Genomic DNA, 19,945 nt, shown 5'->3' with positions numbered 1-19,945 from the left:
AGATGGCCGCCGTTGATGTAACAACCCGGTGACCAGCATGTCTTTTCAATTTTCGCACAATTTCAGCTTGCGGCTGACGCTTTCGATGGCAGTTGCCTGCGGCATCGGCGGCTGCTCCATGGCGCCGGCTTACGAGCGCCCGGTGGTCGCGCTGCCGGCGACCCTGGCCCAGCCCCTGGGCACCGCGCCAGAGCTCCCGCCGGACGGGCAGCTGCCTGCCTTGAACGGCCAGGAGCGCAGCTTTATCGGCGGGCTGTCGCCTGGCCAGGATCTCGCGCCGCTGCTGCGGCGCGCACTTGCGCACAACGCCGACTACCGGCTGGCCGCCTTGCAGGTCGAGCAGGCGCGCGCCCAGTACCGCATCGAGCGCGCCGCGCGCCTGCCGTCCATCGGCGTGCAGGCGCAGGCCAACCGACAGCACTTCGACAATGCGGCCATGCAGGAACGCTACGGGCAGAATATCTACAGCGCCGGCGTTGGCGTGAACAGCCATGAGCTCGATTTTTTCGGCCGCCTCAAATCCTTGTCGGGCGCCGCCAGCGAGCGCCTGCTGGCCAGCGACGCCGGGCGCGAAGCGGCGCGCGGCGCGCTGCTGGCCGAAGTGCTGCGTACCTGGGCCTTGTACGGCTTTGCGGCCCAGGCGCACGCGCAGTGGCAGGCGATCGACGCCGACACCGCGGCCCTGCTGGCGTTCGCCACGCGCCAGGCGCAAGTCGGCCTGATCTCGCCAGACCAGCTGCAGCTGCAGCGCCTGCGCGCCGAACAGGCCAACCTGGCGGCGCGGCAGGCGGGCGACCAGGTGCGGGCGGTGCGCCGCGCGCTGCGGCTGCTGGCTGGCGAGCAGGCGCCCGAGGCGGCGGCCATGGCGCTCGCGGCCGGTCAGCCGCTGCCAGGCATCGCCGAGCTGCCGTCGCAGCTGCTGCTGCAGCGGCCCGATATCCGCCAGGCCGAAGCCGACCTGCGCGCCGCCAACGCCGATATCGGCGCCGCGCGCGCCGCCTTTTTTCCGATGATACGGCTCAGTACCTCGATCGGCAGCGCCAGCAGCGCCCTCGATGGCCTGTTCAAGGCCGGCAGCGGCATGTGGTCGTTCGCGCCCGAACTGCTGCTGCCGGTATTCGACGCCGGCCGCAACCAGGCCAACCTGGACCTGGCCATAACCCGCAAGCAGGCCGGCGTCATCGCCTACGAAAAAACCATCGAAGCGGCGTTTCGCGAAGTGGGCGACGCCCTCGATACGCATGCAACCGCGCTGCTCGGCGAGCAGCGCCTGCGCGAGCAGCACCGCCTGGCAGGCGTGCGCATCGAACGCGCGACACGCCGCACGGCGCAGGGCCTGGCTGCGCGCCAGGACCTGCTGGCCGAACGCATCGACGCCGGCCAGCTGGCGCTCGACTACCAGCAGGCGCGGCGCGACCTCATGGTCAGCCGCATCGCGTTGTTCCAGGCTTTTTATGGCGTTGCTCTACCCACAGCACTTTGACAGGACGAAACCGATCATGAAACACACCCCGAAGTATTTGGCATATTTGTTCGCGTCGACCATGGCGCTGCCGGCCGCCCACGCTGCGCCATGGTCGGACGCCGCCCCGTCCTCTGCCGATGCTGGCGCCAGCCGCTGGCGCGACCTGTTCGGCACGCCATCCGAACTGGTGCTCGGCGTGGGCGTGGGCTACGGCCCGCGCTACCAGGGCGCGGCAAGCGGGCGCGTGCAGCCGCTGCCGGTGCTGTCGTATCAAAAGGGCGTGCTGTTCGCCGATACGGCGCGCGGCGTGGGCCTGCAGTTCCCCTTGCATCAGAACTTGTATCTGTCGCAGTCCATCTGGTACGACCTCGGGCGGCTCGAGCGCGACAGCGACAGCCGGCCGGGCAGTGCGCGCCTGGCCGGCATGGGCGAGGTGCCCGGCTCTGTGACGGCCAGGACCCTGGTCATGGCCCAGCTCACGCCCTCGCTGTCGGCCAGCGCCGAAGCCGAACTGGCGCTGCGCGATGGCGCGCGCCGCAACCGCTACCGGCTTGGCCTGGAGCAGAATGTGTTCAAGGCCGCCGCGGATGCGGTGGTGATCAATGCCGATACCTGGTGGGGCGACGCGCGCTACAACCAGGCGTATTTCGGCGTGACGGCGCAGCAGGCGGCGCGCACCGGCTTTGCGCCGTTTGCGCCCGGCAGCGGCCTGCATGCCTGGTCGGTCGGCGCCACCTGGGAGCATGTCTTCGATGCCCACTGGGGCAGTTCGCTGCAGCTCACGGCCACGCGGTACCCGGGCAAGGTCAGCGATGGCCCCATCGCCCGTCATTCGGGGGTGGCGTCGACGGCTGCCATCACTTACACCTATTAATCCATGAATGCGGCGCGCAAGCGGCCGCAAGACCAGCCCATGCAAGTCAATACACTCCATTCCCTCGCCGGCAGCCTGCTGCTGGCCAGCGCCCTGTGCGCCTGCGGCGGTGACGCCGCACCAACGGCTGCGCCCATGCGCGCCGTCAAGCTTGAAACCGTGGGCGCCGATGCGCCGTCGGCCCAGCTACGCTACAGCGCCGTGGTGCGCCAGCGCGAGCGCGCCGAGCTCGGGTTCGAAGCGGGCGGCCGCGTCACCGCCATCCTGGTCGACGTGGGCAGCAGCGTGCGCAAAGGCCAGCTGCTGGCGCGGCTGGACGCCGAAGCGCCGCGCCAGCGCGCCGTCCAGGCGGCCGCCAATGTCAGCGCCGCCGAGGTCCAGCTGCAGGAGCGCCAGGCGCACATGCGCCAGCAGCAGGCCATGTTCGATGATGGCGCCATTGCGCAAGCGGGCTTGAGCACCGCCCGTACGGCGCTCGAAGCGGCGCAGGCGCAGTTGCAGGTGGCACGCTCGGAACGCGCGCTGGCTGCGCGCACGCAGCGGCTGACCGAGTTGCGCGCGCCGTTCGACGCCAGCGTGGTGGCACGTTTGATACAGCCGCAGGCCGAGGCGGCGCCCGGCCAGGCCGTGCTGCAGCTCGAAGGCGCAGGCCAGGCCCAGGCGGTGGCGCTGCTGCCGCCGGCGCAGGCGGCGCTGCTGCGCCCCGGCGCCAGGGTCGAGGCGCGCGACAGCGCAGGCCGGCCTTGGCCGCTGCGTACGGATGCGATCGCGAGCCGCCTGGAAAGCGGCGCCGCAGTGCAGGTGATTTTCAATGTCGAGCGGCGGCCGGCCGCGCTGCGCAGCGGTGAAAACCTGCTGCTGGACTTGCCGGCAGCGGCGGCGCCCGGCCTGAGCGTGCCATTGGCGGCAGTCTTGCCCGCCGTGCAGGGAGCCGCTGGCAAGGTGTTTGTGTATCAGCCTGCCGGCGCCATGGTGCGTCAGCGCCAGGTCAGCCTGGGCCGTATCGACGGCGACCGGATACAGGTCACCGCCGGCCTGGTGGCGGGCGAGCAGGTGGCGGCCGCCGGCGCCGCCTTCCTCGGCGACGGCCAGAAGGTCACGCCATACCAGGGCGCGTCACGGCTCAATGAAAAGGAGGCGCAATGAATCTGAAGCACAATATCAAGCCGGCCATGAGCCTGAACCTGACCCGTTTCGCACTGGGCCACCGCCGCCTGACCCTGTTCGGCGCGGTGCTGGTGCTGCTGGGCGGCATCGCCGCCTTTCTCAATTTTCCATCGCAGGAAGAACCGTCGATCACGGTGCGCGAGGCACTGGTGTCGATCGCCAATCCGGGCATGGGCAGCGAGCGCATCGAAGCGCTGGTCGCCCGTCCGGTCGAGGAAAGCCTGCGCGAGATCGCCGGCATCAAGACCCTCTCGACCGTGGTGCGCCCCGGCAGCGCCATCATCCAGCTGACTGCGTACGATGACGTGCAGGATTTGCCGGCCTTGTGGCAGCGCGTGCGTGCCAAGGCCGCCGAGGCCAGCGCGGCTTTGCCGGCCGGCAGCATCGGACCGTTTGTCGACGATGATTTCGGCAGGGTGGCGGTGGCCACCATCGCCGTCACCGCGCCCGGCTTTTCCATGAGCGAGATGCGCGCGCCGCTGCGCCGTCTGCGCGAACAGCTGTATGCCTTGCCCGGCACGCAAAAGGTCAGCCTGACGGGCGCCCAGGAGGAAAGGGTCTATGTGTCGTTCGAGCGGGCCAGGCTGGCCGAGGCCGGCATTTCGCCCGAGGCCATTGCGGCGCAGCTGCGCAGCCAGAACATGGTCGAGCCGGGCGGCCTGGTGGCGGCCGCCGGCCTGGCGCTGACGGTGGAGGCCAGCGGTGAAGTGCGCAGCGCGGCCGACCTGGAGCGCTTCATGGTCAGTATTCCAGGTGCCGCAGGCGCCAGCCGCGCAGTGCCGCTGGCGCAACTGGCGCAGGTGCGCGTGCTGCCGGCCGATCCGCCCGACAGCGCCGCCATCTACCAGGGCCAGCCGGCGGTGGTGGTGGCCGTGTCGATGATGCCCGGTTACAGCATCGAGCGTTTCGGCAAGGCGCTGCGCGCCAAACTGGGCGAAACGGCGCAATTGCTGCCGGTGGGCTACCAGCAGCATGTGGTGACGTTCCAGGCCGACGTCGTCGAGCGCCAGATGGGCCGCATGCACCACGTGATGGGCGAGACCATCGTGATCGTGATGGCGGTGGTGATGCTGTTCCTGGGCTGGCGCACCGGGCTGATCGTTGGCGCCATCGTGCCGCTGACCATCCTCGGCACCTTGATCACCATGCGCGTGCTGGGCATCGAGCTGCAGACGGTATCGATCGCCGCCATCATCCTGGCGCTGGGCCTGCTGGTCGACAATGGCATCGTGATCGCCGAGGATATCGAGCGCCGGCTGGCTGCCGGCGAGGAGCGCAGCCTGGCCTGCGAAGAGGCGGGCCGCACTCTGGCGATCCCGCTGCTGACGTCCTCGCTGGTGATCGTGCTGACCTTTTCGCCGTTCTTTTTCGGCCAGACCAGCACCAATGAATACCTGCGTTCGCTGGCGCTGGTGCTGGCCACCGCGCTGCTGGGCTCCTGGCTGCTGAGCGTGACCGTGACGCCCTTGCTGTGCGTGTATTTCGCCCGCGCCCATGGCGCAGCCGATGGCGGCGCCCATTACGACAGCCGCTTCTATCGCGCATACCGCACCGTGATCAAGGCGCTGCTCGAACACAAGGCGCTGTACCTGGGCGTCATGTCGCTGCTGCTGGCCGGCGCGCTGGCGGTGCTGATGCAGCTGCCGTACGACTTCCTGCCCAAGTCCGACCGGCTGCAGTTCCAGATTCCCGTCACCCTGCAGCCGGGCAGCGACGCGCGCGAGACCCTGCGCACGGTGCGGTCGCTCAGTCGCTGGCTGGCCGACCGCAAGGTCAATCCGGAAGTCGACAGCAGCATCGGCTACGTGGCCGACGGCGGTCCGCGTATTTTGCTGGGCCTCAATCCGCCGCTGCCCGGTCCCAATATCGCCTACTTTACCGTCAGCGTGCGCCCCGATACGGACATCGACGCGGTGATCGGCCGGGCCCGTGCCTACCTGCTGGCGAACTATCCTGCCGTGCGCGCCGAACCGAAGCGTTTTTCGCTGGGCGCCACCGAGGCCGGCGTGGCGGTCTACCGCGTGCTGGGTCCTGATGAAACCGTGCTGCGCGAGAGCGCCGCGGCGATCGGCAAGCTGCTGCAGCGGCTGCCCGGCACCGAGGATGTGCAGGATGACTGGCAGGCCAGGATACCGCGCTACACGGTGGCGGTGGACCAGCTCAAGGCGCGGCGTGCGCAGGCGAGCAGCGCGGACGTGGCGCAGGCGCTGCAGCTGCGCTACAGCGGCGTGGCCGTGTCGCAGGTGCGCGACGATGGCCAGCAGGTGCCCATCGTGCTGCGCGGCGACGCCGCCGAGCGCCAGCCGGCGGGCAACCCGGCCGACACCATGGTTTATCCGGCCTCGGGCGCCGCGCCGCTGCCGCTGGGTGCGATCGCCACGGTGCTGCGCGACAGCGAGCCGTCGAAGATCGTGCGGCGCAAACTGACGCGCGCCATCAGCGTCAGCGGCCATAATGCGCACCTGACGGCGGCCGAGATCGTGCAAAAGCTGGCGCCCGATATCGCCGCCTTGCCGCTGCCGCCCGGCTACCGCATCGAGCTCGGTGGCGAGCTGGAAGACACGGCCGCCGCCAACGACGCGCTGATGGAATTCATGCCGCATGCGCTGGTGGCGATCCTGCTGCTGTTCATCTGGCAGTTCGATTCCTTCCGCAAGCTGGTGATCATCGTCGGCAGCATTCCGTTCGTGCTGATCGGCGCCGCGCTGGCGCTGGTGCTGACGGGCCATCCGTTCGGCTTCATGCCGACCTTTGGCCTGCTGGCGCTGGCCGGCATCATTGTCAACAACGCGGTGCTGCTGCTCGAACGCATCGAAGCCGAACTGGCGACCGGGCTGGCGCGGCGCGAGGCGGTCATTTCGGCGGCCGTGATGCGCTTGCGCCCGATCGTGATGACCAAGCTGACATGCATCGTGGGCCTGGTGCCGCTGATGCTGTTTGGCGGACCATTATGGACCGGCATGGCGATCTGCATGATCGGCGGCCTGGCGCTGGGCACGCTGGTGACACTGGGCCTGATACCGGTGCTGTATGACTGGCTGTTCAGCCTGCGGCTTCGCCGCGCAGCAGCAGTTCCACCTCCTGCGCCGGCAGCGGGTGGCTGAAGTAAAAGCCCTGCGCCTCGTCGCAGCCGTGGCGGCGCAGATAGTCCAGCTGCTCCGCCGTTTCCACGCCTTCGGCTACCACGCGCAGTTTCAGGTTGTGCGCCAGGGCGATGATCGACACCACGATGGCCGCGTCGTCGGCATCGCTGGCGACGTCGCCGACAAAGCTGCGGTCGATTTTCAGCACGTCGATCGGGAAGGTGCGCAGGTAGGCGAAACTGGAGTAGCCGGTGCCGAAATCGTCGATCGACAGCTGCACCCCCAGCGCCTTCATGTCGTGCAGCTGGCTCACCGCCAGCGCCACGTCGTGCATGAACAGGCTTTCCGTCAGTTCCAGTTCCAGGCAGGCCGGCGCCAGGCCCGTTTCGGCCAGCACTTCGGCGATCGAGGCCACCAGGTTCGGTTCATTGAACTGGCGCGCCGACAGGTTCACCGCCAGGCGCAGCGGACCCAGGCCCGCCGCATGCCAGGCCTGCATCTGCGCGCAGGCCTGGCGCATTACCCAGGCGCCGATCGGCACGATCAGGCCGGTGTCTTCGGCCAGCGCGATAAAGCGGTGCGGCGCGACCATGCCCAGTTCCGGGTGGCGCCAGCGCAGCAACGCTTCGACGCCGACGATGCGCCCGCTGCCGAGGTCCAGCTGCGGCTGGTAGTGCAGCACGAACTGCTCGCGTTCGAGCGCGTTGCGCAGCGCCGTTTCGATGCGCAGCCGCTCCAGCGTGGCCTGGTTCATTGCCTTGGTATAGAACTTGATGCTGTTGCGCCCCTGTTTCTTGGCGCTGTACATGGCGATGTCGGCCTGCTCGATCAGATTCTGCGTCTCGCCGTTGAGCGTCACGTCGCCGGGCGCGTCGAAGCGCGCGATGTCGTAGACGGCCACGCCGATGCTGCAGGTGACAAAGAACTCCTTTCCGTCGAGCAACACCGGCTGCGCCACGGCGTCCATGATGCGCTGCACCACCGCCTGGCTCAGCACTTCGCCGGGCTGCTCGCACAGGATGGCGACAAATTCGTCGCCTGACAGGCGCGCCACGGTATCGCTGTCGCGCAAGCTCGCCTGCAGACGGGCGGCGATGGTTTTCAGCAGCAGGTCGCCGGCCTTGTGGCCGAGGCTGTCGTTGACGAACTTGAAGCGGTCCAGGTCGATCAGCAGCACCCACAGCGCGCGGTTCTTGCGGCGCGCCAGCGCCATCGCCTGCGCCAGCCGGTCGCGCAGCAGGCCGCGGTTGGGCAGGCCGGTCAGCACATCGTGGTGGGCGATATGCTGGATCTGCTGTTCGGCCAGCTTGCGCTCGGTGATCTCGGAACCGGTGCCGCGATAGCCCTTGAAGTCGCCCAGGTCATCGAATAGCGGCTCGCCATTGATGCTGAACCAGCGCAGCTTGCCGTCGCGGTCTTCCATCGCGTATTCGAGGTGGAAGAAGGGCAGGTGGGCCTGCAGGGTGGCAATATGCTGCTTGCCCCAGCGCGCATTGCGCATCTCGGGATTGTGGTCCCAGCGCGTGGCGCCGATAAAGCGTTCGAGCGGCATGTTCGACTTGTCGGCAAAACCGCTGGTGATATGCGTGAAGCAGAAGTTCGCGTCCTGCTCCCAGTACCAGTCCGAGGACAGCGCCAGCAGGCGGCGAAAGCGCTTTTCGCTTTCCTGCAGCGCGCGTTCGGTGCGCTGGCGCGCGCGCACATCTTCGCTGAGCAGCTCGTTGCTGCGTTTCAGGTCGGCCGTGCGCTGTTCGACCAGCAGCTGCACGCGGCGCGAGCGCTGCGTCAGCGATTGCACGAAGGCCGCCGTCAACAGGCTGAACAAGAGACCCGTGACCAGTGTAAACAGGGAGCCCAGGTGGTCGGCGAGGAAGGGGCGCGGGTGCGCCACCACGCGCACGTGCCAGGAGCGCCCGGCGGCGGCAAAGCCGCTGTCATAGTGGCTGTGATAGGCGAAGTGCAGCCAGCGCGGCAGTTTGTGCCAGCCCCTGGCCAGGTCTTCCTCGGCCACCGCGCCGTGCTGGAAGATGCGCGTGGCCGCATCGGCGGCAGGACCGGCGTAGACACTGATTTCCAGCTGCGGGTCGTCGAGCAGTTCGGCGCCGGACAGGATTTTCTGCACCAGTTCGCGCGCGCGGATGACGGCCGCCGTGTCGCCGATCACCGCCGCGCGGCGCTGCATGGGTGTATCGAGCGGCACGCCGTGACGGTAGACGGGGCGCAGGATGACGAAGCCTTTTTCCTGCCCCTGCCCCTGCGCCAGCTTCAGCAGGCTGGTCGCCACCGTCAGGTTGCCCGTCACGGCCTGCTCGAGGGCGCCGGCCAGCAAGCCGTCGGGCCGCACGTTCAGGCCGAAAGCGGGCAGGTTGCCCTGCATCGGTTCGAGGTAGTCGACCACCAGGTAGGTCGGGCGCTCCGGCGCCGGCAGCATGGCGCCGTCATGCATTTCAAGCATGCGGTAGCCGGGCACGATGGTGCGCAATTCGGCCTCCAGTGCGGCGCGCCCGGCATGCGGCACGCGGCGGTGGAAATTGAAGGCCTGGATAAACGGGTGGCGCTGCAGCAGCGGCGTGGTGAAATCGTGGAATTGCTGGCGCGTGACGGGCACGATGGCGGAAAACAGCTGGTTGGTGGTGGTCAGCACTTCGACCGCGTCGTCCAGGCCCTGCTCGATGGCGGCCACGCGCGCGCCGGCGCGCTGTTGCAGGCTCAGACTCATCTTGTCGTATTCGAGCTGGCTGATGGCGGCAAACAGCACGATGGTCACCGCCAGGCCGCAGGCAAACGTCAGCGCAGCCGCGGCGGAGATGGAATAGGGCAGGCGGCCAGGCAGCATGAAAGGGGATCTCGTTCAGGATAACCATGGCCCACGCAGACAGCGGGCCGGCAGAGCCGGTAGTGTGTCATAAACGCTGTCTGGCGTGCTGATTTTGCACCGGCTCGGTGCCAATATGCAACAACAATCCGCTGCCTTCCTACTGGCGCCGGCGCCGCAGGCGCCACAGCTGCCAGCCTGGCAGCAGCCGGTTCAGGAAACCCAGCCCGAACAGGGCGCGCCAGCGTACCAGCGCCACCGTGCGTACGGCGCGGCCGGGCTGCGACGCTTCATGCCGGGCGGCGAAGATGATGCGGTTGTTGCCGGCAATGCCGTCGAAGTGGCAGACCTGGCCGCGAAACGTCAGCATCAATCGCGCCAGCATGGCCGCGTAGTGCGGGTCGTAGTTGAACAGGTTGGCCACCAGCACGCCGCCCGGCACCAGCGCGCGCAGGCAGTCGGCATAGAAGCGCGCGCTGCCCAGCGCCGGCGGCAGGCCGCTGTCGTCGAAGCCGTCGAGCAGCAGCACGTCGGCGCTGCCAGGATGCCGGCGGATATAGCTGACGGCATCGGTCTCGATGATACGCAAGCGTGCATCGTCGGGCGGCACCATGAATTGCTCGCGCAGGGCGATCACGTCGGCGCGCAGTTCGAGCACCGTGATGCGCGCCGCGGGCAGGTAGCGGTGGCAGAATTTGAGCAGCGAGCCGCCGCCCAGTCCCACCATCAGGATATGGCGCGGGCGCGGCACGAACAGGGTAAAGCACATCATGGCGCGCGCATAGCGCAGCAGCAAATGGTCGGGGCGCGACAGCAGCATTTCGCTCTGGATCATGCCGGGACAAAATTCCAGCCGGCGCCGGTCGCCATCGGTATGCACGCGGGGAGGGTGGTCGGTGGCCTGGGTGTCGAGGGGCATGGACAAGTGGATGGAAGAGGCCAGGTTTTGTTGCAATCAAAGAAATCTGATAAGCTGCCGACAGCATACCCGATTTATCATCCCCATAGGGCTGCGGTGCTCCGGTTCCTGCCGCACAGCCGCACCATCGGGCACCATGGAGACAAGCATGTTTTTGGATCACCCCACCATCACCGCCACCAACAGTTTTACCGAACCCGACCGTATCGAACGGCTGACGCGCGTCTACGGTTATGCGGCGGCCATGGCCGACCAGGCCGGCAACGCACACTTTATCGAAAAAGTGGCGCAGATCCACGACCACAAGGGCACCCTGATCGTGTTCTGGTACGACGCGCCGACCGAGGATGAAAAACACTATTTCGTGCAGGCCTGGGCCAGCAAGGTGGGCGATGGCAGCACCAATGTCGAACACGAGATCTGAATTGGCGCGCGCGCGCGGGCTGGACTGAAGCATGGATATCAAGACCCTGGTCCTGGCGCTGGCGCTGGGCAACCTGAGCCTGTGCGCGGCGCTGTTCTTCTTCGAATACGAGCGCAAGAAATCGTTTGCCATGTCGACCTGGGCGCTGGCCAAGCAGTGCCAGGCCATCGCCTGGTGTCTGCTGTACCTGCGCGGCGTGGTGCCCGATTTCCTGTCGATTTTGCTCGGCAACAGCCTGCTGTTCGCCGGCATGGCGCTCGACGCCGGCGCCCTGTGGCAGGCGGCCGGCAAGAGCGGCTGGCGCCGGCGGTTGCTGCCGGCGCTGGGCGTGGCGCTGGCGCTGTTCGCGCTGTGCTACCTGTTCGAGGTGGCGCCGCTGCTGCGCAGCGCCGGCGGCTCGCTGATCGTGGCCGGCTTTTTCCTGTCCGGCGTGGCCGCCCTGTCGCTGCAGTGGCGCGAGGCGAGCATGCTGCGCCGCTTCCTGGCCGTCGCCATGGGTGTGCTGTCGCTGCTGATCGCCGCGCGCGGCGTGCTGGCCGCCTTCGTGCCCGAATTCGATGCGGAACGGATGCAGCTGGCCGGCTTCGGCGCGCTGTACCTGATGATGCTGACCAACGCCTTCGGCTACCTGCTGCTGTCGCGTGAAAAACTCGGCGGCGAACTGGCGCGCCTGGAAGTGGTCGATCCTGCCACCGGCGTGCCGAACCGGCGCGGATTTTACCAGGCACTGGCGCCGTGGATGGCGCTGGCGCGCCGGCCCGGCCTGCCCACCGCGCTGGTGGTGCTCAACCTCGACGACTTCAAGCGCGTCAACGACAGCTACGGCCATCCGGTCGGCGACGCGGTGTTGAAAAGCGTGGTCGACGTCTGTCGCCAGCAGCTGCGCGACAGCGACCTGATGGGGCGCCTGGGCGGCGCCGAATTCGCCATCCAGCTGCCCCGCACCAGCCTGGCGGACGCGCTGATGGTGGCCGAACGCATCCGTGCCGCCGTCGCCGCCTTGCCTGTCAAGACGGAAAAAGCCGTGCTCAGCCTGACGGCCAGCATGGGCGTGACCACCATCCGCGCGGAAGACAGCACGGTGGCCCTGTTCAAGCGCGCCGACGAGGCGCTGCAGGCGGCCAAGGAAGCAGGGCGCAACCGGGTGATGGCGGCACCGGAGAGCGCCGCACTGGACCTTTGATCGTCTAACTTATATTTAAGCCAAGCAAGTTATGATGCGAAAGACATTGTCTTTTGCATTCATTTTCCACTCTTGCCAGGCCTATCCATGAAAAGTCCCACTTCCCTGCCTGTATGGCCATTGGCCGCCCCGATCGCGGGCTGGCTGCTCCTGGGCGGCGCCAGTTTCGGCTTCGGCGGCGCCTACCAGATCCTGCTGGTGCTCGGCCTGATCGCCAGCGTGCTGGCCGCCGTCTATCACGCCGAAGTGGTGGCGCACCGCATCGGCGAACCGTACGGCACCCTGGTGCTGGCGCTGGCCGTGACCCTGATCGAGGTGGCGCTGATCGTCTCGCTGATGCTGGCCGGCGGACCCGAAACGACGGGCCTGGCGCGCGACACGGTATTTGCCGCCATCATGATCATCCTGAACGGCATCGTCGGCATCTGCCTGCTGCTGGGCGCCGGCCGCCACAGGGAGCAGACCTTTGGCCTCCTGGGCGTGAGCGCGTCGCTGGCTACCCTCGCGGCGATCGCGATATTGACCCTGGTGCTGCCGAACTATACGTCGAGCGCGGCCGGGCCGTACTACAATTCGAGCCAGCTGATCTTCATTGCCGTCATTTCGCTGGTGTTGTACGGCACGTTCGTGCTGGTGCAGACGGTGCGCCACCGCGATTACTTCCTGCCCAGGGAAGCCGTCGGCGACGAAGAAGTGCATGCCGAGCCGCCCACGCCGAAGGTCGCCTGGATCAGCGCCGTGGCGCTGCTGGTGTGCCTGGGCGCCGTGGTGCTGCTGGCCAAGTCGCTGGCACCGGCGCTGGAGACGGCGATTGCCGCCATGGGCGCGCCGAAAACCCTGGTCGGCATCGTGATCGCCGCCATCGTGCTGCTGCCCGAAGGCCTGGCGGCGGTGCGCGCCGCGCGCGCCAATCGCCTGCAGACCAGTTTGAACCTGGCGCTCGGCTCGGCCCTGGCCAGCATCGGCCTGACGATACCGGCGGTGGTGGTGGTGTCGCTGGCGACCGGCCTGACGATCACCCTGGGGCTGGACATCAAGTCGACCGTGCTGCTGCTGCTGTCGCTGATGGTGGCCACCCTGTCGCTGGGCACGGGGCGCACCACGGTGATGCAGGGCACGGTGCACCTGGTGATCTTCGCGGTCTACCTGTTCACTACCATCGTGCCGTAAAAACGCGCCGCTGGCTGTCACGATCCTGTCATGCCCCTGTCATATCATGGCGGTAGTGTGGTAGGATTTTTAAATCGTTTAAATGATTTATATAATTTCCCTGCCTGCCAGCCTGTTGCGGGCCAGCCGGCAGGGCAGTGACCAGACAAGAGGCCAGTATGTATGCAGCGGTGGACCTGGGGTCCAACAGTTTTCGTTTACACGTCGGCAAGCACGATGGCGACACCATCCGCGTCATCAAGAGCGTGCGCGACCCGATCCGCCTGGCGGCCGGCCTGGACGCCCATGGCGACCTGACCGAGGTGGCCATGCAGGGCGCGCTGGCGTGCCTGCAGCGCTTTCGCGCCGTGCTCGGCACCTATCAGCTCGACGCCGTGCGCGTGGTGGCCACCTCGGCCATGCGCGTGGCGCGCAACGGCGCCGTGTTCCTGCCGCTGGCCGAAGAGGCCATCGGCTACCCGATCGAGATCATTTCGGGCGAGGAAGAAGGGCGGCTGATCTACATGGGGGTGGCCAATTCGCTGGCGATTCCCGGCGAGCGGCGCCTGGTGATGGATATCGGCGGCGGCTCGACCGAGCTGATACTGGGCCGTGGCCAGGATGTGGAGCGGGTCGAATCGTTCAGCCTCGGCACGGTCAAGCAGAGCCTGTCGTTCTTTATCGGCGGGCGCATCGACGCGCCGTCGTTCGAGGCGGCGATACTATCGGCGCGCAGCCATTTCGAGGATGGCGCGCCGCCGTACATGCCGCAGCACTGGAAGAGCGCCTATGGTTCTTCCGGCACCATCCGCACGATAGCCGACATCATCGCCCGCAACAAGCTGGGCGACGGCCTGTTGACGGCGCCCAGCCTGGATGCGCTGGCGCGCCGCTTCATCGAACTGGGTCACACCAGCAAGATCGACCTGCCCGGCTTGCGGCCCGACCGTGCCGGCACCATCGTCGGCGGCCTGGCGATCCTGATCGGCCTGTTCCGCGAACTGGCGATACCGTCCATGACGCCGATCGAGGCCGGCCTGCGCATGGGCGTGATGTGGGACCTGTTCCTGCGCTCGACCAAGCGCGACCGGCGCGAGCAGTCGGTGCAGGCCTGCATGGAAAAATTCCATGTCGACCAGCGCCGCGCGCAGCGCGTGGCCGAGCAGGCGCAGGCCCTGTACGCGCAATTGAAACCGACTTCCGAAGCGCTGGTCAAGCCGCTGCGCTGGGCCAGCCTGCTGCACGAGACGGGCATGGTGGTGTCTCAGACCGGCTACCACAAGCATGCGGCCTACATCATTGAAAACGCCGACCTGCCCGGTTTTACCACGCGCGAGCAGAAGACCATGAGCCGGCTGATCCTGGCGCAGAAGGGCAACCTGCGCAAGATCGACGACGTGCTGGCCGATGCCGACTTTGCCAAGGCGGTGCTGGCGCTGCGCTTGTCAATCCTGCTGATGCACGCGCGCATCGAAGCCGATTTCAGCGAACTGCGTTTGCGCATGAAGCACCGCATCGACCTCGATATCAAGCGCGGCTGGGTGGCGCATCATCCGACGGTGTCGTTCTGGATCGAAAAAGAGCAGGAATTCTGGGATGAAGTGGGCGTCGATTTCACCATACGCGCCAGTGCCTGAGCGCTTGCGCGACTGTCACAAATTTTTTTCACGAGCAAAATTTTTAAAAACCGTATATATTGTTTATATTATTTACTTGATTGGATGACTCATGACCAAAACCGCGCCAGTAAAAAAACCCGTCGCCGCTCCCGCTTCGATGTTTCCCACCAGCGAATCGATCAAGGCGGCAGCCGCCGTTGACGCCGCGCCAGCAAGCGCCACGCCAGCCACGCCAGCAGCCAAAGCGCCGGCCAAGCCGCGCGCCAGGTCTGCGGCCAAGCCGGCGGCTGCTCCAGCCCCCGCAGCCGCGGCCGCAGCTGCCAAGCCTGCCGCCAAGCCTGCCGTGGCCAAGGCCGCAGCCGCTGCCAAGCCAGCCGTGAAAGCCGCTGTCAAGCCAGCCCCGGTCGCCACGAAACCGGTCGCCAAGGCTGCGGCCAAGCCAGCCGCAAAACCTGCTGCCAAAGCCGCGGCGAAGCCGGCTGCCAAGCCAGCGGCCGCGAAAAAAGCGCCAGCGGCCAAGGCCGCCGCCGTGGCCAAGGAAAAAGCCCGCAAGCCCAAGCTGGTGCGCGACAGCTTCACCATGCCGGAAGCCGAATATGAAGTGCTGGGTCAGGTGAAAAAAGCCTGCCTGAAAGCCGGCTTCGAGATCAAGAAAAGCGAATTGCTGCGCATCGGCGTGGCCCTGATCAGCCAGATCGACCTGGCCACCCTGCAAAACGTGCTGGCCGGCCTGCCACAGCTGAAAACCGGCCGTCCAAAGAAGGATTAAGCTCGGCCGTCCTGCCGGCGCGGCGATTCTGGTTTACCATGGGGCCTGCATCAAAATCCCATGGTAGCCATGTCAGCAGATACTGAAGTTCCTGAAATCGAGCGCGCCGGCTTCGTCGAGCGCGCCATCGTGCGCCATCGCGGCGACAGCAGCACCCCCGCCTTTGATCAGGTGGCCGAGGAAATCCCGGTCGCGCTGGTCTTCAACGGCATTTCCCACGTGGTCATGATGGCCACGCCGCGCGACCTCGAAGCGTTCGCCCATGGCTTTGCGCTGACCGAAGGCGTGGTGGCCTCGGCCGCCGCCATTTTCGACTGTGAAGTGTTCCTGCGCGACGACAGCGCCGAAGTGGCGATGACCATCGCCCAGGAGGACTTCGTGCGCCTGAAAGACCGGCGCCGCGCGCTGACGGGCCGCAGCGGCTGCGGCGTGTGCGGCATCGACAGCCTGGAGCTGCTCGACCTGCGCCCCGAAGCGCTGCCGCCGCCGGTGATCGCGGTCGACCTGCCGCAAGCGCTGGCGAAGGCGGCCGCCGGCCTGCGCGCGCACCAGGCGCTGATGGCGGCCACCGGCGGCGTCCATGCGGCCGCCTGGTGCACGCCGCAAGGCGAAATCGTGCACGTGTTCGAGGATATCGGCCGCCACAATGGCCTCGACAAGCTGATTGGCCACCTGGCCCTGCAGGGCGTTGATCTGCGGCGCGGCTTCGTGTTCCTGTCGAGCCGCGGCAGTTACGAGCTGGCGCGCAAGGTGGCGCGCATGCGGGTCCCGCTGCTGGCGACCATCTCGGCGCCCAGTTCGCTGGCGATCCGCATCGCCACCGAGGCCGGCATGAAACTGGTGGGTTTCTGCCGCCAGGATGCGTTTGTTGATTACACGCCACACATCAGCCTGTAGCCATGCTGCCGTCGCCATGGGCGTTTGACTTGCGTCACGGAAATGACATTCCACTGTCATTTTCCTGACATATTAGGCAAGTACGCTGGGGTCGTCTTGTTCACCAGGGATGACACCATGCAAAACATAATCACCACCAACGACGCCAAGTCACGGCCGGTACAACTGGTACTGAGCCAGGCCAGCACGCCTGAAGAGCTGCGCGAAGTCCAGCGCCTGCGCTACAAGGTCTTTATCGAAACCATGGGCTTGACCTCGCTGGCCAATGCCGACGGCCTCGACAGCGACGAGTTCGACGCGCACTGCGATCACCTGATCGTGCGCGACGCCGACACCCTGAAAGTGGTCGGCACGTACCGCGTGCTGAGCGCATCGAAGGCGGCCAAGCTGGGGCGATTGTATTCCGAGAATGAATTCGACCTCAGCCGCTTGAACCATTTGCGCGGGCGCATGGTCGAAGCGGGGCGCGCCTGCATCCATCCGAAGTACCGTGGCGGCAGCGTGATCATGCTGCTGTGGTCGGGCCTGGCGGAATACATGCGCCGCGAGCGCTGCGACTACCTGGTCGGCTGCGCCAGCATCAGCCTGGCCGACGGCGGCCACAATGCGGTCGCCGTGTACCAGGCGCTGGCGGAAAAACACCTGGCGCCGGCCGAGTACCGCGTCACGCCGCACCTGCCGTTCCCGATCCACAAGGTGGAAGCGGCGCACAAGCCGCAAGTGCCACCGCTGATCAAGGGTTATCTGCGTTCGGGCGCGTGGATCTGCGGCGAACCGGCCTGGGATCCTGATTTCGAGAGTGCCGACATGTTCATGATGATGCCGCTGGCAAACCTGGACGAGCGCTATGCGCGTCACTACGGAGTCACGCCGGTCTGATTGAATGTTGGGGTAGGACGAAGGAAAACCTGGTGGCAGAAACAGACAGCATGGTTTGGGCTGTGCTTCCTTGATGTTGCCAGGGTTGCTCTGCAAAGAGCGGACTGCAAACCGGATTGGCCGAAACGGGCGGCGCGGTCAGCGCGGGCCAGGCCAGGCAAGGACATGAAGATCAGTGGGTCGCGGTCGACGACAGTTCTTTCAGTTCGCGGATCGAGATCTCCGATTTCTCATGCATGCGCAACAGTATCGTCGCGCCCACGGCCAACTTGCCGTGGCGTATCTTGCTGATGATGGGCGGCTGCACTTCCAGCACGCGGCACAATTCCGCATCATTTTTCAAATTGAGCTTTTCGATCAGGGTGTCGAGCAGCTTGTTGGGAACGAAGCTCGATGGTTCCAGCGCACGCGCCCGGTTCATCGCTTCGATCATTTCCTGTTTCTTTTGCCGAACGTTCATATACTTCTCCTTCAGGCCAGGGTGGGGACGGAACCGGTTCCGGTTCCGCCGTGGTCGCTATCGTCGTACTGCGGTACTGCCTTGGGTGAACATATTATTAATTAACATTAGCACCAAGGCAATTTTAAACATAATACTACGATAACAAATTTTGTGATAGATAGTCGATAAAATTAACTGAGTGTTTCGCGCATTTTTGGGGCGGGTGTTGTATTTTGCAAGCCGTTGCGGGTCAGTATCATGGTCCGGTCGGCCATCTCGGCCGCCGCCAGCGAATGCGTGACCATGATGGCGCAGCTGCCGTTGGCCTTGATCTCGGCGCGCAGCAGCTGCAAGATGCCGTGCGCCGTTTCCGGGTCCAGATTGCCGGTCGGTTCGTCAGCGAGCACCAGCGCCGGCTTGTGCACCAGGGCGCGCGCGATTGCCACGCGCTGCATCTCGCCGCCCGACAACTGCTGCGGGAAGTCGCCGCCGCGCCCGCTCAGTCCCACCGCCTCGAGCATGCTGGCCGCGCGTTCCTGTGGCAGGCCGTTGAGCAGCAGCGGCAGGGCCACGTTTTGCAGCAGGGTCAGGTGCGGCAGCACGTGAAACGCCTGGAAAATGAAACCCATGCGGGCGCGGCGCAAGCGCGTGGCGGCGGCGTCGTCCAGGCTGGACATGGCGATGCCATCGATCAGGATGGGCTGCGATTCGGCGCCCGTATCGGGGGTGTCGAGGCCGGCGATCAGGTTCAGCAGGGTCGACTTGCCGACGCCCGAGTCGCCCATGATGGCAATGAACTCGCCTGCCTCGAAGCGGCACGACAGATTGGCCAGCACGGGGCGCGCGTTGGCATAGGACTTGGACAGATGGCGTAATTCAAGCATGGTGGCAACGATCTAAAAAGTGCGGCGCGCGGGGGGGAGGGGCGCCTGGGACATACATTGAAGCGCGGCGGATTGTTCGGCCGGCAATGTGGAGTATACGACAGGCTTGTTTCTTTTGCTTGCACAACTGCATTTACGCAACAAACTGCAAATCGGATTCAACTTATTGCAGGCCGCAGGTAAGTGAACTGCCGTACGGCTGGGGTGCGGATATTCGGCTATGATGGAAAAACGTCATCGGTATGCCAGTGCGTAGCGGGTGCGCCTTTTCCCGTTTCTCCTGTGACACGATGGCTGCGCCGTGCCGGTTTGCTGGCGTCGCCGCCAGTATTGTCCCCATCGTTTGCCAATTTTAACGCCAACCGCCAGCCCATGACCATGATCTTCGCGCAGCCATCGACCGACCTCCGCCAGCCCGCCGCCACGCCCCATTTGAAGGCGACAGCAACTACTGCAACGATAGCCGAGGTGTCGCAAGGCCTGCTGGCGCCGTCCGCCTGGACCTCGCCCAAGTACCTGTATGACGCGCTCGGTTCCAAATTGTTCGAAGCCATCTGCGCCTTGCCCGAGTACTACCCGACCCGCACCGAGGCGGCCATCTTCGCGCGCCACGGCGCCGATATCGCGCGCGCCGTCGGCCCTGCCAGCACCCTGGTCGACCTGGGGGCCGGCAATTGCGCCAAGGCCGCCAGCCTGTTTCCGCTGCTGCAGCCGGCGCAGTATGTGGCGATCGATATTTCGTACGACTTTCTCAGCGAATCGCTGGGCCGGCTGCAGCAGCGCTTTCCGGCGATCGACATGCTGGGCCTGGGGCTGGATTTTTTCAGCGGCCTGGACTTGCCCGGCACGGTGCGTGACAGCAAGCGCATGTTTTTCTACCCTGGCTCCTCGATCGGCAACTTCTCGCCGGACCAGGCGATTGCTTTCCTGCGCCAGGTGCGCGCCAATACCGACGCCGACGGCGGCCTGCTGATCGGTGTCGACCTGATCAAGGATGGCGCCGTGCTGGACGCCGCCTACGATGACGCGCTGGGCGTGACGGCCGCCTTCAACCTGAACATGCTGCGCCACCTGAACCTGCTGCTGGGCGCCGACTTCGACGTGCGCCAGTGGCGCCACCACGGCTTTTTCAATCCTCATGAAAGCCGCGTCGAGATGCACCTGGAGGCGCGCAGCGAGCAGCTGGTGCGCTGGCAGGGCGGCCAGCGGCGCTTTGCCAAAGGCGAACGCATCCACACGGAAGACAGTTATAAATATACGCGGGCCAGTTTTGTCGGCCTGCTGGAACAGGCCGGCTTCGCCGCCGCCAACGTCTGGACCGATGAACAACAGTGGTTTGCCGTGATCCACGCGCGCGCCATCCGCGATTAAGGAGC

The 19,945-nt window shown here is 66.2% G+C and carries 16 protein-coding genes; 12 read left to right on the top strand and 4 right to left on the bottom strand.

Annotation, left to right across the window (positions count from 1 at the left end; all coding sequences use genetic code 11):
• Positions 1 to 37 precede the first annotated feature (37 nt).
• Genes ASR47_RS10280 through ASR47_RS10265 form a run of 4 tightly spaced genes read left to right on the top strand, consistent with a single transcriptional unit; the run spans position 38 to position 6,610 of the window.
• On the top strand, positions 38 to 1,483 hold the full coding sequence (locus tag ASR47_RS10280; protein WP_150127751.1) for an efflux transporter outer membrane subunit: 1,446 nt from the start codon (positions 38 to 40) through the stop codon (positions 1,481 to 1,483).
• Between the two features lie 16 nt (positions 1,484 to 1,499).
• Positions 1,500 to 2,339 carry a MipA/OmpV family protein gene (locus ASR47_RS10275; protein WP_065307675.1) on the top strand — a complete coding sequence of 280 codons (840 nt, stop codon included), beginning with the start codon at positions 1,500 to 1,502 and terminating at the stop codon, positions 2,337 to 2,339.
• 39 nt (positions 2,340 to 2,378) lie between these two features.
• Positions 2,379 to 3,485 (top strand): efflux RND transporter periplasmic adaptor subunit, encoded by a 1,107-nt coding sequence (locus tag ASR47_RS10270; protein ID WP_065307756.1) that lies wholly within the window; start codon positions 2,379 to 2,381, stop codon positions 3,483 to 3,485.
• The gene (locus tag ASR47_RS10265) at positions 3,482 to 6,610 is read left to right on the top strand and encodes an efflux RND transporter permease subunit (protein ID WP_245714314.1); all 3,129 of its coding nucleotides are present in this window, start codon (positions 3,482 to 3,484) and stop codon (positions 6,608 to 6,610) included. Before ASR47_RS10270 ends, ASR47_RS10265 begins: the two co-directional genes overlap by 4 nt.
• On the opposite strand, the gene ASR47_RS10260 is transcribed toward ASR47_RS10265, so the two are convergent.
• Positions 6,549 to 9,425 carry a bifunctional diguanylate cyclase/phosphodiesterase gene (locus tag ASR47_RS10260; protein ID WP_065307674.1) on the bottom strand — a complete coding sequence of 959 codons (2,877 nt, stop codon included), beginning with the start codon at positions 9,423 to 9,425 and terminating at the stop codon, positions 6,549 to 6,551. The two genes, ASR47_RS10265 and ASR47_RS10260, sit on opposite strands and share 62 nt — an antisense overlap.
• Before the next feature lie 139 nt (positions 9,426 to 9,564).
• Entirely contained in the window at positions 9,565 to 10,323 is a 759-nt protein-coding gene (locus tag ASR47_RS10255) for a spermine/spermidine synthase domain-containing protein (protein WP_065307673.1), read from the bottom strand.
• Positions 10,324 to 10,471: 148 nt separating this feature from the next.
• Here ASR47_RS10255 and ASR47_RS10250 point away from each other — a divergent pair, with 148 nt between their 5' ends.
• From ASR47_RS10250 to ASR47_RS10220, 7 genes are all read left to right on the top strand, one after another.
• Positions 10,472 to 10,747, top strand: coding sequence for a hypothetical protein (locus ASR47_RS10250; RefSeq protein ID WP_065307672.1), 276 nt, complete (start codon positions 10,472 to 10,474; stop codon positions 10,745 to 10,747).
• Between the two features lie 31 nt (positions 10,748 to 10,778).
• A complete protein-coding gene (locus ASR47_RS10245) occupies positions 10,779 to 11,930 on the top strand; it encodes a GGDEF domain-containing protein (protein ID WP_065307671.1) in 1,152 nt (383 codons plus the stop codon).
• Positions 11,931 to 12,017: 87 nt separating this feature from the next.
• On the top strand, positions 12,018 to 13,100 hold the full coding sequence (locus ASR47_RS10240; RefSeq protein ID WP_065307670.1) for a calcium:cation antiporter: 1,083 nt from the start codon (positions 12,018 to 12,020) through the stop codon (positions 13,098 to 13,100).
• Positions 13,101 to 13,258: 158 nt separating this feature from the next.
• Entirely contained in the window at positions 13,259 to 14,716 is a 1,458-nt protein-coding gene (locus tag ASR47_RS10235) for a Ppx/GppA phosphatase family protein (RefSeq protein WP_065307669.1), read from the top strand.
• 91 nt (positions 14,717 to 14,807) lie between these two features.
• Positions 14,808 to 15,467, top strand: coding sequence for a hypothetical protein (locus ASR47_RS10230; RefSeq protein WP_065307668.1), 660 nt, complete (start codon positions 14,808 to 14,810; stop codon positions 15,465 to 15,467).
• A gap of 60 nt (positions 15,468 to 15,527) precedes the next feature.
• Positions 15,528 to 16,364, top strand: a complete 837-nt coding sequence (fdhD, locus tag ASR47_RS10225) for a formate dehydrogenase accessory sulfurtransferase FdhD (RefSeq protein WP_082988850.1) — start codon at positions 15,528 to 15,530, stop codon at positions 16,362 to 16,364.
• A 117-nt stretch (positions 16,365 to 16,481) separates the two neighbouring features.
• Entirely contained in the window at positions 16,482 to 17,243 is a 762-nt protein-coding gene (locus tag ASR47_RS10220; RefSeq protein ID WP_065307667.1) for a GNAT family N-acetyltransferase, read from the top strand.
• Positions 17,244 to 17,415: 172 nt separating this feature from the next.
• Here ASR47_RS10220 and ASR47_RS10215 read toward each other — a convergent pair whose 3' ends face one another.
• Both ASR47_RS10215 and ASR47_RS10210 read right to left on the bottom strand, forming a co-directional pair.
• Entirely contained in the window at positions 17,416 to 17,703 is a 288-nt protein-coding gene (locus ASR47_RS10215) for a hypothetical protein (protein ID WP_065307666.1), read from the bottom strand.
• A 173-nt stretch (positions 17,704 to 17,876) separates the two neighbouring features.
• A complete protein-coding gene (locus ASR47_RS10210) occupies positions 17,877 to 18,569 on the bottom strand; it encodes an ABC transporter ATP-binding protein (protein ID WP_065307665.1) in 693 nt (230 codons plus the stop codon).
• 372 nt (positions 18,570 to 18,941) lie between these two features.
• Here ASR47_RS10210 and egtD point away from each other — a divergent pair, with 372 nt between their 5' ends.
• Complete coding sequence (egtD, locus tag ASR47_RS10205; protein ID WP_082988864.1) at positions 18,942 to 19,940, top strand: L-histidine N(alpha)-methyltransferase; 999 nt, start codon at positions 18,942 to 18,944, stop codon at positions 19,938 to 19,940.
• The last annotated feature ends 5 nt before the right edge of the window (positions 19,941 to 19,945 follow it).

It is taken from the genome of Janthinobacterium psychrotolerans (genome assembly GCF_001677885.1).
Taxonomy (GTDB): Bacteria; Pseudomonadota; Gammaproteobacteria; order Burkholderiales; family Burkholderiaceae_D; genus Janthinobacterium; species Janthinobacterium psychrotolerans.
Note: the sequence above shows the minus strand (reverse complement) of the source record. Positions and strands in the feature narration are given on the sequence as shown.